15 protein-coding genes are annotated in these 14641 nt (G+C 71.1%); 9 read left to right on the forward strand and 6 right to left on the reverse strand.

All coding sequences use genetic code 11. The annotated features are described in order from the left end of the window. Nucleotides 1-65: 65 nt before the first annotated feature. A complete protein-coding gene (locus ABD140_RS03520) occupies nt 66-1052 on the forward strand; it encodes an alpha/beta hydrolase (protein WP_344236622.1) in 987 nt (328 codons plus the stop codon). Between the two features lie 104 nt (nt 1053-1156). Here the strand turns inward: ABD140_RS03520 and ABD140_RS03525 are convergent, their stop codons facing one another. The 4 genes from ABD140_RS03525 to ABD140_RS03540 are packed head-to-tail and all read right to left on the reverse strand — an operon-like array spanning nt 1157 to nt 5022. After that, entirely contained in the window at nt 1157-1753 is a 597-nt protein-coding gene (locus ABD140_RS03525) for a GTP-binding protein (RefSeq protein WP_344236624.1), read from the reverse strand. Beyond that, the gene (locus tag ABD140_RS03530; RefSeq protein ID WP_344236626.1) at nt 1734-2120 is read right to left on the reverse strand and encodes a DUF742 domain-containing protein; all 387 of its coding nucleotides are present in this window, start codon (nt 2118-2120) and stop codon (nt 1734-1736) included. Before ABD140_RS03530 ends, ABD140_RS03525 begins: the two co-directional genes overlap by 20 nt. Then, nucleotides 2117-2494 (reverse strand): roadblock/LC7 domain-containing protein, encoded by a 378-nt coding sequence (locus tag ABD140_RS03535; protein WP_106397001.1) that lies wholly within the window; start codon nt 2492-2494, stop codon nt 2117-2119. Before ABD140_RS03535 ends, ABD140_RS03530 begins: the two co-directional genes overlap by 4 nt. Before the next feature lie 32 nt (nt 2495-2526). Further along, nucleotides 2527-5022, reverse strand: a complete 2496-nt coding sequence (locus tag ABD140_RS03540) for a sensor histidine kinase (RefSeq protein WP_344236628.1) — start codon at nt 5020-5022, stop codon at nt 2527-2529. A 463-nt stretch (nt 5023-5485) separates the two neighbouring features. Here ABD140_RS03540 and ABD140_RS03545 point away from each other — a divergent pair, with 463 nt between their 5' ends. The 8 genes from ABD140_RS03545 (at nt 5486) to ABD140_RS03580 (ending at nt 13322) form a co-directional block, all read left to right on the forward strand. Then, complete coding sequence (locus tag ABD140_RS03545) at nt 5486-6241, forward strand: EI24 domain-containing protein (RefSeq protein WP_344236630.1); 756 nt, start codon at nt 5486-5488, stop codon at nt 6239-6241. A 91-nt stretch (nt 6242-6332) separates the two neighbouring features. After that, nucleotides 6333-7178 (forward strand): sulfotransferase family protein, encoded by an 846-nt coding sequence (locus tag ABD140_RS03550; protein ID WP_344236632.1) that lies wholly within the window; start codon nt 6333-6335, stop codon nt 7176-7178. A gap of 116 nt (nt 7179-7294) precedes the next feature. After that, the gene (locus tag ABD140_RS03555; RefSeq protein WP_344236634.1) at nt 7295-7627 is read left to right on the forward strand and encodes an ArsR/SmtB family transcription factor; all 333 of its coding nucleotides are present in this window, start codon (nt 7295-7297) and stop codon (nt 7625-7627) included. After that, nucleotides 7627-9291, forward strand: a complete 1665-nt coding sequence (locus ABD140_RS03560; RefSeq protein ID WP_344236636.1) for a SulP family inorganic anion transporter — start codon at nt 7627-7629, stop codon at nt 9289-9291. Before ABD140_RS03555 ends, ABD140_RS03560 begins: the two co-directional genes overlap by 1 nt. Nucleotides 9292-9324: 33 nt before the next feature. Next, nucleotides 9325-10248 (forward strand): threonine/serine dehydratase, encoded by a 924-nt coding sequence (locus tag ABD140_RS03565; RefSeq protein ID WP_344236638.1) that lies wholly within the window; start codon nt 9325-9327, stop codon nt 10246-10248. 155 nt (nt 10249-10403) lie between these two features. Next, nucleotides 10404-11243, forward strand: coding sequence for a Scr1 family TA system antitoxin-like transcriptional regulator (locus tag ABD140_RS03570; RefSeq protein ID WP_344236640.1), 840 nt, complete (start codon nt 10404-10406; stop codon nt 11241-11243). An 89-nt stretch (nt 11244-11332) separates the two neighbouring features. Then, entirely contained in the window at nt 11333-11824 is a 492-nt protein-coding gene (locus tag ABD140_RS03575; RefSeq protein ID WP_344236642.1) for an ATP-binding protein, read from the forward strand. A gap of 94 nt (nt 11825-11918) precedes the next feature. Beyond that, nucleotides 11919-13322 carry an MFS transporter gene (locus ABD140_RS03580; RefSeq protein ID WP_344236644.1) on the forward strand — a complete coding sequence of 468 codons (1404 nt, stop codon included), beginning with the start codon at nt 11919-11921 and terminating at the stop codon, nt 13320-13322. A gap of 113 nt (nt 13323-13435) precedes the next feature. Here ABD140_RS03580 and ABD140_RS03585 read toward each other — a convergent pair whose 3' ends face one another. Continuing rightward, nucleotides 13436-13627, reverse strand: a complete 192-nt coding sequence (locus ABD140_RS03585; RefSeq protein ID WP_344236646.1) for a DUF397 domain-containing protein — start codon at nt 13625-13627, stop codon at nt 13436-13438. A 25-nt stretch (nt 13628-13652) separates the two neighbouring features. Further along, complete coding sequence (locus tag ABD140_RS03590) at nt 13653-14528, reverse strand: helix-turn-helix domain-containing protein (RefSeq protein WP_344236648.1); 876 nt, start codon at nt 14526-14528, stop codon at nt 13653-13655. Between the last annotated feature and the right edge of the window lie 113 nt (nt 14529-14641).

Consider the following 14641-nt stretch of genomic DNA (forward strand, 5'->3'; position numbering starts at 1 on the left):
CTCCCCCGCGCCGCGCCTTCGGGCCGGCGCCGTACCACCAGCTCCAGCGAGCAGTAGGAGAGACAGTGAAGGTCACCTTCGGCATGCGTCCCAGGAAGATCGCGTTCGCGGTCACCACCGCGGTGGGCGCGCTCGTGGCGTCCGTGTTCGCGGCCGCGCCGGCGGCGAGCGCGGCCGCGGCCTGCGGCGGCTACTCCTCGAGCAGCACCACCTGCGTCACCGACACCGCGACCATCGGCGGGACGTCCTACGACCTGAAGTGGTACCTGCCCAACGGCACCGCCTCGGCGCTGATGCTCGTCCAGCACGGCTTCAGCCGCGACTGCGACACCCTCACCAACACCAGCAAGGCGATCGCCGAGAAGGGCGTCATGGTGTTCTGCGTCGAAGCCGACATGACCGCCGGCAACGCCGCGCTCGGCAACGCGCTGGGCAACACCCTCAGCGCCCGCACCCTCACCCCGCCGAGCGGCAAGGCGCTGCCCGCCAAGTACATCGTGGGCGGCCACTCCGCGGGCGGCCACTTCGCCTCCGTCGTCGGCGCCCGCCTGGCCGCCAACGGCTACGCGAACCTGAAGGGCGCGATCCTCTTCGACGGCGTCGCCAGCAGCGACTTCACCGCCAACCTCCAGGCGATCTCGGCGAACGGCACCCGCCCCGTCCTGCAGATCGCGGCACGGCCCAGCGTCATCAACCTCTTCAACAACTCCTTCGGTGCGCTGGCCGACCTCGGCGCGAACTTCGTCGGCGTCCAGCTCGTGTGGACCAAGTACAGCGGGGGCTTCGCGCCCACCGGCGGCAGCTGCCACATCGACGCCGAAGGCGAGAACACCGACGCGCTCGGCGTCCTCGGCGCCGCCTGCAGCCCCAACTCCACCCAGACCGCCCGGCTGCGCGACTACAGCTCCACCTGGGCCAGGGACATGGCCACCGGCTCCTACACCGCCAGCCACTACTGCGGGAACTCCGACGACCTGTCCACCTGCGGCAGCCGCCTGATGGAGGTCCTCGGCGGCTCGCTCCCGCTCGCCGCGGTCATCCCCAACTCCTGACCACCACCGCCGTCGCCGTCCTCCTCCGGCGACGGGAAAGGGCCCGCCCTCCCGGGCGGGCCCTCTCTCGTCCCCTTGTCCCGGCACGGGGCCGGACGCGGCGCTCAGGCCGCGGTGGTGAGCCTCAGGACGTACTCGATGAGCGTCACCAGGACCGTCTTGACCGACTCCCGGCTGCGCACGTCGCACAGCACGACCGGGACCCCGGGGCCGACGTCCAGGGCGTCCTGGATCTCCTCGGCGCTGTAGCGCTGGGCTCCGTCGAAGCAGTTGGCGGCCACCACGAACGGGATGTTGCGCTGCTCGAAGAAGTCGATCGAGGCGAAGCTCGACTCCAGCCTGCGGGTGTCGGCCAGCACGATCGCGCCGGTCGCCCCGTAGGCCATCTCGTCCCACATGAACCAGAAGCGCTCCTGGCCCGGCGTGCCGAACAGGTAGATCCGCAGACCGCCGCTGAAGGTCAGCCGGCCGAAGTCCATCGCCACCGTGGTGGTGGACTTGCGTTCCACCCCGGTGGTGTCGTCGACGCCCACGCTGGCGTCGGTCAGGTCCTCCTCGGTGCGCAGCGGGCGGATCTCGCTGATCGCGCCGACCAGGGTGGTCTTGCCGACGCCGAAGCCGCCGGCGACCAGCAGCTTCAGCGCGACGGTGGGGGCTTCCGCGACCTCCCGGTGGGAGGCGTCAGAGGTGGCGAAGTTCATCGAGCACTCTCATCAGCAGGTGAGCGTCAGGACGCGTGGGTGCGGGTTGGCGGACCTCTTCGATCAGTCCGTGGTGGTACAGGTCGCCCAGGAGCACCTGGACCACGCGGAGCGGGAGGTCCACCTCGGAGGCGAGGTCGGCGGTGGTCGTCGGGCGTCGGCAGATCTCCAGCAGCCGCCGGTGCTCGCTCGACAGCCTGACGTTCTCCGCCGCCCCCCGGCCGCTCACGACCAGGATCGTCACCAGGTCGAGGCGGACGCCGCGGGGCTGGGTGCGCCCCTTGGTCACCGTGTAGGGGCGGACCAGGGGGCCGGCGTCCCGGCCCACCCAGCGCTCCCGGGGAAGCCGCCCGCCTGGGCCGTTCATCCGGCACCCGCCGACTGGCGGCGGGGCGCGGCGGCCATATGCTGGCGCACCCGCTTGATGAGCAGGGCCATCTCGTAGGCGACCAGGCCGGCCTTCGGGCCGGCGGTGCTCAGCACCGCGAGGCAGCTGCCGCTTCCGGCCGGCACGACGAAGAACAGCTTGTCGTCGAGCTCGATGACGGCCTGGCGCACCTGGCGGGCTCCGAAGTGCTCCCGCGCCCCGTTGGACAGGCTGTGGAAACCGGAGGACAGCGCCGCGAGGAACTCCGCGTCCGCCTGGGAGACGGTGCGCGAGGCACCCATCACCAACCCGTCCCGGGACAGCAGCACCGCCTGATGCACCTGCTCCACGCGCTGGACCAGGTCATCGAGCATCCAGCTCAATTCACCGGATGGCTGTGGGTGAGTCACGGCCTCTCCCGTTCGTCATAGGAATCGAATTCTGTGGTCTCGTCCTCCGGGCTACGCCCCTGCAGCCATCCCGACTGCAACGAGGACATCAGGTCCCGGCTGAACTCCGGGTCGGGCTCGACGAAACCGTCTTCGTCGTTGTCGTAGGAGCCGTCCGTCCCCGGCGCGGACTGCTTGCGCAGCTGCGGCGCGAGGTGCTGCTGACGGTTCCGGCGGGGGAGCCTGCCGCGGCCCCCTCCGCTGCTCTGCTCCGGTCCCCGCTGCTCCGGGGGGAACAGCTCCTGCGGTGTCTCCGGAACGGCCGGGGGGATGTCGTATCCGGTGAACGGCGAAGACTGCTCAGAGACCATGGGGGGCACCGAAGGGGGCAGGGACGGAACGGACGGGGTGTAGCGGCCCGACGTCGTGGTCGCGGGCGGTTCGGGCACCACGGTGCCGGTGCCGGTGGACGACGCGGTGGGCGGCGGGGGCACGGGGCCGCGGTGGGCGCCGGCGGCCACCGCCCGGGTCTCGGCCCGGTCGCCCGCGCCCGCCTGCACGACCCGCTGCCCGCGCTGGCCGCGGGAGCCGCCGTCGGCGCGGGCGGTCAGCGTCTCGGGCATCAGGACGACCGCCGTGATGCCGCCGTACACCGACGGCTGGAGCGTGACCTTGATGCCGTGCTGGGCGGCCAGGCGGGCCACCACGAACAGGCCGAGCCGGTCGCTGTCGGCCAGGTCGAACTCCGGCGGCTGGCTGAGGTTGCGGTTGAGCAGGGCGAGCTGCTCGGGGTAGATGCCGATGCCGCGGTCGACGATCTCGACGGCCACGCCGTTGGCGACGGCCTCGGCCCGCACCAGCACCTCGGTGGTGGGCGGGGAGAACATCGTGGCGTTCTCGATGAGCTCGGCCAGCAGGTGGATGACGTCGGCGACGACCTCGCCCTCGATCGCGACGCCGGAGGTGGCCGAGACCTCGACCCGGGTGTAGTCCTCGACCTCGCCGAGCGCGGCGCGGACCACGTCCTCCATCTCGACCGGGTGGTCCCAGGCGCGGACGGTGGGCGCGCCCGAGAGGATCACCAGGCCCTCGGCGTGCCGCCGCATGCGGGTGGTGAGGTGGTCGAGCTTGAAGAGGTTCTCCAGCTCCTCGGGGCTGGAGGCGCTGCGCTCCATCGTGTCGAGCAGCTGGAGCTGGCGCTGCAGCAGCGCCTGGCTGCGCCACGACAGGTTGACGAAGACCTGGCCGACGCTCTTGCGCAGGTGCGACTCGGCGACGGCCACGTCGACCGCGGTGTGCTGCACGGCGCCGAACGCCTCGGCCACCTCGTTGATCTCCCGGGTCTTGCCGGTCTCGATCGGGGGCGCCTCGGCCCCGGGGTCGACGTCCTCGCCCCGCCGCAGCCGGGCCACGACGCGGGGCAGCCGCTCCTGCGCCAGGTTCTGCGCGGCGCCGCGCAGGCTCTTCAGCTCCTCCGAGATGTTGCGGGCGAACCGGGCGAGCAGGATGAGCGAGGCGATGACCGCGAGCAGACCGAGGCCCGCGACCAGCGCGAACTCCGTCACGATCCGCTGGCCGACCGGCTCCACGCGCTCCTTCTTCAGGATGTCGCTGCTGGCCATGACCTGCTGCATCCAGACGCCGGCCAGGCGGTCGTTGAGCGTCCGCCACTCCTGGATGTTCGGCACCGTCTTGGCGGTGAGGAAGTTCTGCTCCAGCTGGACGTACTTGCGGTACTCGGGGCTCTGGGCGAAGCCGTTCAGGATCTCGGCGATGTTGCCCGACACCTCGCTGAGGCCCAGGGCGAAGAACCGGTTGCGGGTGCCCGCCCAGTCGGCGAACGCGGTGCGGCGGGCGCTGTCGATCCGGGCGTTCTTGGGCAGGGTGTTCAGCAGCGCGGCCTCGCGCAGCATCAGGTCGCGCGACCAGCCCATGTAGATCAGCGCGGAGGTCTCACGCGCGACCTCCAGGTCGTTGACGCTGGTGAAGGAGGTGCACATCCGGAACAGCTCCTCGATGAGGGCGCTGTAGTCGTTGATGACCTCGATCGCGGAGGTGCGGCCGCCCGGGACCACCTTGGCCCGGATCTCGCCCAGTCCTTCGAGTGCCTTGCGGGTGCTGGGGAGCTTGGCGCGGGCCTTGTCGTTGAGGCCGTCGATGGCGCTCGGGTCCTTGAGCGTGGCCATGAACGACGCGACCTTCTGGTCGGTGGCGCCCATCAGCTTGGTGAGCCCCTGCTGGGCCGCCGCGGCGGCGGGACCGTTGCCGGCCACCACCATGGCCGCCGTCGACCGCTCAAGGCCGAGCACGTACATCAGTTCGTTCGCGGGGATGCCGAGCAGGTCGTAGTTATCGGAGAAGTTGAACTTCTTCAGAGCGGCGTCCATCGTCGTGGTCGCCGCGTACCCCCACAGCGCCGTCAGCGAGAGCAGCGGTATGACCAGCAGCGCGGCGATGCGCCGGAGGATGGGGCGCCCACCGCGGGGTACTGGAGATCTTCTGCGTTTGAACAACGTTTCCGCTCCGATTTGCGTGTCTCCTGGCCGACCAGGGTCGCCCACAGTACTGAAGGTGAAGAGACTTTAACCACTGTCCAAAATGAGGACACCGGAAAGATCCGAGTGAGCGGAACGGCCATGAGAGCGACGGTCGTACCAGCACGTTCCCGCTTGGCCACGGAACGTCATGAGGGGGGTTCACGACCCGAGGCGGTGTCCTGCCGAGCGAGTGTAAGCCCTGCCCGAAAAGGCCGATACCACGAAACCCGTTTTTTCTTCCGACGAGAAAGGTCGATAACGGCGACATTTTCGTTCAGCGTGACCGGGCGGCGACGATGTGTATCGATATCAAAAAGATAGACGTGAAGCGTGGCACGATCGGCACGCCGTGTGATTAAGGGGCGCACCGGCCGAACCGGGGCGCCATTTTGGCAGACTCATCACCGCGAGAGGAACCGGCGGCGCGAAGGAGCGGGAAGTGGTCGATGGAGTGCGCTATCTGGGGCGGGGCATCGCCTGGACGGCCCGGCGTCCGGCCCAGTGGGCGTTCGGCCTGGTCCCCGCGCTGCTGGCGCTGCTGCTGTTCGGCGGCCTGCTGACCTGGCTGGGCTTCCAGGTCGGCGACCTCGTCCGGTGGATGACGCCGTTCGCCGACGACTGGGCGTCCGGGGTGCGCGAGGCGCTGCGGCTCACCGCCGGCATCGCGGTGTTCGGCGCCGCGCTGTTCGTCTCGCTGCTCCTGTTCACCACCGTCACCCTCATCATCGGGGAGCCGTTCTACGAGGCGCTCGCCGCCCGGGTGGAGGACTCCGTCGGCGGCGCGCCGCCCGAGCCCGACGAGCCGTTCTGGCGCGGTCTCGGCCGGAGCGTCCGCGACGCGCTCGTCCTGGGCGTCGCCGCGCTCGCCTTCGGCGTGCTGTTCTTCGCGCTGGGCTTCATCCCCGTCGTCGGCCAGACCGTCGTCCCGGTCGTCGCGCTCGTCGTCTCGGGCTACTTCCTCACCGGGGAGCTGACCGGCATCGCCATGGAGCGCCGGGAGATCCGGCGCAAGGAGCGGTTCGCCCTGCTGAGGACGCGGCGTCCCGCGGTCCTGGGCTTCGGCACCGCCACCGCCGCGCTGTTCCTCATCCCGCTCGGCGCGGTGCTGTTCATGCCCGGCGCGGTCGCCGGCGCCACGCTCATGGCGCGCGACCTCTGCGCGGCGGACACCCCGCCCGCCCCAAAGGTTGCATGAATATTCTCTAATGTTCCGGAATCTTTATCTATTTTTCATGACATACCGGTACCGTCCTGGGCGTCAGGAGCAGTCGACCCCGGGATGAAGGATGCAGGACGCCAAGCGCAAGCGCGTGATCAAGAAGGCCATCCGGCGCAGGGGAGCACACCTGCTCGAGGCCGTGAGGCCTCCGGGCGTGGCGCTCAAGCGGAGGGCGCCGCTGCCCGACCGGTCGGCCACACGCCTGGTCGCCTCGCCGGTCTTCGTTCTCTCGTCAGTACGGTCGGGGTCGACGCTCCTGCGCATGCTGCTCAACAGCCACTCGCGCGTCCGCGCCCCGCATGAGCTGCACCTGCGCACGCTCAAGGTGGAGCCGAGCCGCAAGTACTCCGCGGACATCATGGAGGCCGTCGGGCTCAGCCTCACCGAGCTGGAGCACCTGCTGTGGGACCGGGTGCTCCACCACGAGCTGCTGAAGAGCCGCAAGTCCATCATCGTCGACAAGACGCCCTCCAACGCCCTGCAGTGGCAGCGCATCTCCTCGGCCTGGCCCGGGGCGCGCTACATCTTCCTGCAGCGCCATCCGGCGTCCGTCGTGGAGTCGGTGCTCAACCGCCGCAAGGACGCCGACCGCGACGCCGTCGTCAAGGAGGTCCTGGACTACGTGGTGGGCGTCGAGACCGCGCGGCAGAGCCTGGAGGGCATCACCGTCCGCTACGAGGACCTGACCGCCGACCCGGCCGACGTGACGAAGAAGATCTGCGCCTACCTGGGCGTCCCGTGGGAGTCCTCGATGCTCGACTACGGCGCCCACGACCACGGCCCGATCAAGCCGGTCTTCGGCGACTGGAGCGCCAACCTCAAGTCCGGCAGGATCCAGCCGGCCCGTCCGCTGCCCTCCCGCGACGAGGTGCCCGAGGACCTGCGCGAGATCACCCGCCTGTGGGGTTACTGAGCCCCTCCCCCCGGGCCCGCGGCGCCGCGGGCCCTTCCCTTTCCTCCCGATTTGAAGAATTCTTCAATTCAAAGCATACTCAAGTCGTCATCTCCCTTCCGTGAATCGAGTACCGCGTGCCCGTTCCGCTGTACCAGGCCAAGGCCGAGTTCTTCCGCACCCTGGGCCACCCCGTGCGCATCCGCGTCCTGGAGCTGCTCCAGGACGGCCCCCGCCCGGTGCGCGAGCTGCTGGAGGAGCTGGAGGTGGAGGCGTCGAACCTCTCCCAGCAGCTCGCGGTGCTGCGGCGCGCCGGCCTGGTCACCGGCACGCGCGAGGGCGGCACCGTCGTCTACGCGCTGAGCACCCCCGACGTGGCGGACCTGCTGCGCGCCGCACGCCGCATCCTCACCGACATGCTCACCGACCAGGGCGAGCTGCTGGCCGCGCTGCGCGCGCAGGAGACCTGATGGCCGGCCCCGCGCTGCTCCAGCGGCTGCCCGAGCTGCTGCCCGCCAGATCCGACTGGCGGCCCGCCCGGCGCTCCCCCGGCCGCGACCTGCTCGCCGGGCTCATCGTCGCGGTGGTCGCCCTGCCGCTCGCGCTGGCCTTCGGCGTCAGCTCCGGGCTCGGCGCCCAGGCCGGGCTGGTCACCGCGATCGTCGCCGGGGCGCTCGCCGCCGTCTTCGGCGGCAGCAACCTCCAGGTATCCGGGCCCACCGGCGCGATGACGGTGGTGCTGGTGCCGATCGTGCACCGGTACGGGCCCGAGGGAGTGCTGCTCGTCGGGCTGATGGCCGGGCTGGTGCTCGTCCTGCTGGCCGCGCTGCGCGCCGGCAGGTTCGCCCAGTACCTCCCGATGCCGGTGATCGAGGGCTTCACCGCGGGCATCGCGGTGGTCATCGCGCTCCAGCAGGTGCCCGCCGCGCTCGGCGTGGCGGCCCCGGACGTGGAGAAGGTGTGGCGGGCCGCCTGGGAGGCGCTGCTCGCCTACCTCCGGGACCCCGGGTACGCGGCCCCGGTCATGGCGCTTTCGGTGGCCGCGCTGATGCTGGCCGGAGCCCGCTTCAAGCCCGCCGTCCCGTTCTCGCTGGCGGGCATCGTGCTGGCCACGCTCGCCGCCGAGACCGCCGGGCTGGACGTCGCCCGGATCGGAGCGCTGCCCTCCGGGCTGCCCGCCCCGTCCCTGGACTTCGCGGCCGTCGACACGATGGCGGCGCTGCTGCCCTCCGCGCTGGCGGTGGCGGCGCTCGCCGCGCTGGAGAGCCTGCTGTGCGCCACCGTCGCCGACGGCATGACCGTCGGGGAGAAGCACGATCCCGACCGCGAGCTGTTCGGGCAGGGCATCGCCAACCTGGCGGCGCCCGTCTTCGGCGGCGTGCCCGCCACCGCCGCGATCGCCCGCACCGCCGTCAACGTCCGGGCCGGAGCGCGCTCCCGGCTGGCCGCGCTCACCCACGCCCTCGTCCTGGCCGTCATCGTGCTGGCCGCGTCCGGGCTGGTCGGGCGCATCCCGCTGGCCGCGCTCGCGGGCGTACTGCTGGCGACCACCGTGCGCATGGTGGAGGTCGGCTCGCTGCGCGCCATCACCCGCGCCACCCGCGGCGACGGGCTGGTGCTGCTGCTCACCTTCGCCGTCACCGTCGCCCTCGACCTCGTCACCGCGGTGGCCATCGGCGTGGCCCTGGCGGTCCTGGTGGCGCTGCGCGCCGTCGCCCGCACCGCCCGCCTCGACCAGCTCCCGCTGGAGGACGGCGACCACGGCGCGGAGGAGCAGCGGCTGCTCGACGAGCACATCGTCGTCTTCCGGTTCGACGGGCCGCTGTTCTTCGGGGTGGCGCACCGCTTCCTGCTGGAGCTGACCGAGACCGCCGATGTGAAGGTCGTCATCCTGCGCATGTCCCGGATCACCGCCCTGGACGCCACCGGCGCGCAGATCCTCGGCGACGCGATCACCCGGCTGGAGCAGCGCGGCGTCACCGTCCTGCTCTCGGGCATCCGGCCCGAGCACGACCAGGTGCTGGCGGCCCTGGGCGTCGCCGGGCACCTGCGCCGGGACGGGCTGCTCTTCCCCGACACGCCCTCCGCCATCTCCTATGCCCGTTCTCGGCTGGTTCCCGCCCTTCCCTCGTGATTGTCGGGGGAAATGTGGTGGTAGGAGACAGGTGTGGAGGCTCAGAAGATCACCTATGACGACGTCGTGCAGGCGGCCCGGCGCATCGGCTCGCGCGTCCGCGAGGCGGCCGCCGCGCACGCCGACGGCCCGCTGTGGTTCGCCCTGGAGTTCCTGCAGCACACCGGCACCTTCAAGGCACGCGGCGCGCTGAACCTGCTGCTCGCCCACCGCGAGGCCGGGACACTGCCCGAGGCCGGGGTGGCGATCGCCAGCGGCGGCAACGCGGGCATGGCCTGCGCCTGGGCGGCCGGCCTGTTCGGGGTGCCCGCCACGGTCTTCGTCCCGGAGACCGCGCCGAAGGTGAAGGTCGAACGGCTGCGGGGCTACGGCGCGGACGTCCGCCAGGTCGGCGCCGAGTACGCCGAGGCGCTCGGCGCCTGCCGCGAGTTCACCGCCTCGTCCGGGGCACTGGCCTCGCACGCCTACGACGATCCGCTGATCGCGGCGGGAGCGGGCACCCTCGTGGACGAGATCCGCGCCCGCGTCCCCGACCTCGCCACGATCGTCGTCTCGGCCGGAGGCGGCGGCCTGTTCACCGGCGTCGCCACCGCCGCCGACCACCACGGGCTGCGCACCGTCGTCGTCGAGCCCGAGGACTGCCGCGCGCTGAACGCCGCCCTGGAGGCGGGACGGCCCGTGGACGTCCCCGTCGACTCCGTCGCCGCCGACGCCCTGGGCGCCCGCCGCGCGTCGCGGCTCGCCCTGGACACCGCGCGCACCACCCGCTCCGACAGCGTCCTCGTCACCGACCTGGAGATCATCGACGCGCGGCGGCGGCTGTGGGAGCGCTACCGGCTCGCCGTCGAGCACTCCGCCGCCACCGCCTACGCCGGCCTGTCCCGCTTCGAGAGCGGCCCCGGCACCACGGCCGTCGTCCTGTGCGGAGCCAACACCGACCCGTCCGACCTCGCCTGAACCCGGCCGTCCCGGAGAGCCGAGCCCGTTCGACCGGAGGGCGACCCCCGTGCCCCCGTGGGATCACCTCGACCGGTCCTCGCTTCGCCGCGGCCGACCGAAGTGATCTAGAAACTCTCCGCGACAACTCGCGGCGAAGAGCGTACTTTCGGGGGATGCCCACTACGAAGGAACGGGCCGACGAGGCGGCCAGCATCCTCGCGGCGCGGCTGCGGCAGCTGCTCGCCGCCTCGCCGCTCAACACCGTCTCGCTCGCGGCCGAGGTCGGCTGGGCCAAGTCCAAGGTCTCCAAGATCCAGAACGGGGTCCAGATCCCCACCGAGCGGGACATCCGCGTCTGGTGCACCGCCACCGGCAACCCCGAGAGCGTGCCCGACCTCATCGCCGCCGTCCGCAACATCGACGACCTCTACATCCAGTGGCGCCGCATCGAGCAGACGGGCCTGCGCCGGGTGCAGGAGTCCTTCAACCCCCGGTACGAGGGCACGTCGGAGTTCCGCATCTTCCAGCACAGCCCCATCCCGTCGCTGCTGCAGACCCCCGCCTACGCCAAGGCGCACCTGACGGCCATCATGGAGTTCCGCGAGGTGCCCAACGACGTGGACGCCGCCACGGAGGAGCGGCTCAAGCTCCAGCAGCACCTGGCCGACGGCACCAAGCGCTTCAGTTTCGTCGTCTCCGAGGCGGCCCTGTACGCTCCCATGCTCGACGAGGAGGGCATGCGGGAGCAGCTCGACCGGCTGCTGCACTTCGTGGGCGGCCAGGTGAACGTCTCCCTGGGCGTCCTTCCCCTGCGCGCGCCCCGCACGGTCTGGCCGTGGGAGGGATTCTGGGTCTACGACGCCGATGAGGTCCGTCCGGATCTGGTGGCCGGACAGATCCGTAACCGCCAGCCCGCGGATGTCGAGCACTACCTCAAGACCTTCGAACACCTGGTGGAGGCCTCGGTGTACGGCCGTACCGCGCAGAATCTGATCGAGGCCGCAAAACCCTGAAGAAACTCCGAGAAACAACCTGGACGGGGCCCCGGTCCGGTCCCTAGTTTTAGGCACGTCCGTCGGAAGCGCGCTGACTGGAGCGAGCCGTGAACCCAACACCCGCGGTCGACAGCCAGGTGGGTCCGTCCACGTCTCCCGGGTGGACGGCGGAACGGACCCTTCCGGTGGACCTGCGGGCCGGGACGGCGGCCCGCAGCTGGCTTCGGGGCCTCTTCGGCCCCGACTGCCCCCTGCGCGAGGAGTTCCTGCTCGTGGTGTCGGAGCTGCTCGGCAACTGCGCCGAGCACGGCGGCGGCGGCAAGGTGTCCCTGAGCGTGGTCCACGGCGGGGACCGCGTCTGGGGACGCCTGGTCCACCACGCGCCGCCCACCGGCAAGCCGGTGCTGCGCGGCGACGTCACCGCCCAGACCGAGCTCCTGCTCGCGGCGGCCGGGCCCGCGGTCCCCCCGGAGGAACTGGCCGAGGACGGGCGCGGCCTGTTCGTCGTCCAGATGCTCTGCGCGGAGTACGAGCACGTCTCGGGCCCCGGCTCCTCGGTCACCCAGTGGGCGATGACGGGCTGCCGCTGCTTCCGCTGAGCCGGACCTGACGGCTCGCGGCGGCGCGCTCCTCGATAACTTACGGGGGTTCGACAAACCAGTATTCCGGGAGCGCCCCCAGGAGCCCACCGCCGTGACCAGCACCCTCGACCCTCCCGCCACCGATTCCCTCTCCGCTCCCCGGCCCCGGCTGATCCTGGTGGCGCTGGCCGTCGGCTGCTCCCTCGTCGCCATCCAGCAGACCCTGGTCATCCCGCTGCTGCCCGCGCTCATGAGCGAGTTCGACGCCTCGATCACCACGGCCACCTGGGTCTTCACCGCCTCCCTGCTGTCGGGCGCCGTCGCCACCCCGCTGCTGTCGCGCTTCGGCGACATGTACGGCAAGAAGCCGCTGATCCTGACCGCCCTCGGCCTGCTGCTCGCCGGCTCCGTGCTCTGCGCCCTGGCCACCTCGCTGGGCATGCTGTTCCTCGGCCGGGCGGTGCAGGGCGTCAGCGTCGCCGTCTTCCCGCTGGCGGTCGGGGTGATCCGCGACGTGCTGCCGCCCGCCCGCATCATGAGCGCGATCGGCTTCGTCAGCGCCACGATGGGCATCGGCGGCACCCTCGGCATGCTCGTCACCGGCCTGCTGGCCACCGTCACCCCCCACCACGCCCCGGTCTTCTGGGCGGCGGCCGTGCTCAGCGCCGCCTCCCTGGCCTTCGTCGCCGCCTGCGTGCCGGCCGCGGGAGGCGGCCACGGCGGCCGGCCCGACTACCCCGGCGCCGTCCTCACCGCGCTGATGCTGCTGTCCCTGCTGCTGGCCGTCAGCCAGGGCAACACCTGGGGCTGGACGTCGGGGCGCGTCCTCGGCCTGTTCGCCGCCTCGGCCGTCCTGTGCGCGTGCTGGGTGCTGGTCGAGCAGCGGGTGCCCGAGCCGCTGGTGCGGCTCTCGCTGCTGGTGGGCCCCCGGTCCCTCTCGGCGAACCTGATGTCCCTGCTGCTCGGCTTCTCGATGTACTCCTCGTTCACGCTGATCTCCAACCTGATCCAGGCCCCGCCGAGCGCGGGGTACGGGCTGGGCGGCTCGGTGCTGGACGTGGGGCTGTACTCGCTGCCGAACACCGCCGTCATGTTCTTCGCCTCCACCTACGCCGGGCGGCTGGCCGAGCGCACCGGCCCGGCGTTCGCGCTGGCGATCGGCTCGGTGTTCGCCGGTGCCGCCTACTTCTGGCTGGCCCTCTCCAACTCGAACGGCCTCGACTTCGTCGTCTACGGCGCGCTCCAGGGCCTGGGCTTCGGCGTCGCCTACGCGGCGCTGGGCACGCTGGCCGTCGCGCACGTGCCGATGGACAGCAGCGGCATCGCCAGCGGCATCAACTCGCTGGTGCGCACGGCGGGCGGGGCGGTCGCGGGCGCGGTCGTCGCGGCGATCCTCACCGGCGGGGGCGCGGTCACCACGCTCGACGACTACGTGCTGTGCTTCTTCATCGTCGCGGGCGCCGCCTGGCTCGCCGGGGTCGTCGCGCTCTTTCACGGAATCCGCCACCGGAACTGATCTGGAAAATTACAAATCGAGAATTCCGGCGGGGAACACCGCCCACCGGGAAATGCCGGTGAAACAGTTCGGCGCGGCACCGAAGTGCCGCGCCGAACTGATCCGATAACCGGCTAGAGCGTCTTCACCCTCGTCATGAAGGAACGGAGTTCCGACCGCGAGAAGGCCAGTTTCCCACCCTCCGGGTTCTTACTGTCCCGGATGGCCACCGGTACACCGCCATGGGAGACGCCGATCTCCACGCACGCCCCGTTCTGCGTGCTTCGACGGCTCTTTCGCCAGGTGAGGCTGGTGGATTCCAGCATGAAGAAGACCCCGCTTTCCTATGGTTCATTCCTGCGCCGACGCGAGCTCCCCCGCGACCTGCTCGATGGACAACTCCGGCGAGAGCGCCACGGCGCGCAGGTGCTCGTAGATCTCCATGTACTCCGCGAGATCCGCCTGCTCCTCCAAATAGAGGCTGCCGCGGCGGAACTGAAGGTACACGATCGAGGGATGCGCCTGTTGGGGAAAATGCAAAATGTGGAATGAACCATCGGCGGCGGCATGGGCACCGGCCGAGAATGGTAGTACCTGCAACGTCACCCGGCGCGGCCGAGAGAGCGCGATGAGTTGTTCCAACTGCTTTTTCATGACAGTTCGGCCGCCCACCACCCGGCGTATGCTCGCCTCGTTGAGAATCACCCAGAGCTTGGGCGCGTCGGGGCCGTTCAGCCTTTCCTGGCGCTTGAGCCGGACCGCCACCCGGTGGTCCCGCTCGGCGATGCCCTCCTCGGGCAGCACCGGGTCGATCCGCAGCAGCGACCGGCAGTAGTCCTCGGTCTGCAGCAGCCCGGTGACCACCTCCGGCTCGTAGACCAGCAGCTCCGAGGCCTCCTCCTCCAGCCCGACGTAGGTCTCGAACCAGGAGGGGATGGCGGAGGAGGAGCCGGGGCGCTGCCACCAGCCCCGCTGCCGGCTCTCCCTGGCCAGCGCCACCAGGGCCTCCGTCTCCTCCTCGCCGAGGCCGTAGTACCGGCACAGCGCCCGGATGTCGTTCACCTTCGGCGCGTGGGAGGCCTGCTCGATGCGGTAGACGGTGGTCCGCCCCACGTCGGAGCCCCTGGCCACCTCGTCCAGGTTGGCCTGGCGGGCGCTGCGGAGACGGCGCATCTCGGCGGCGAGCCGGCGGCGGCGGACGGTCGGGCTGGTACGCCCTGAGGTCATGGTTCCCTCCTGGGTGTGTGCTCCCCGAGTGCCTGCACGAACGGATGTGGAATATTCCACGAAAGCGCTTTACATGACCCCCCGTTGCGCCTCACACTCAGAGAGTAGCGACA

Source organism: Actinocorallia libanotica (genome assembly GCF_039525175.1).
In the GTDB taxonomy this organism is placed as follows: Bacteria; Actinomycetota; Actinomycetes; order Streptosporangiales; family Streptosporangiaceae; genus Actinocorallia; species Actinocorallia libanotica.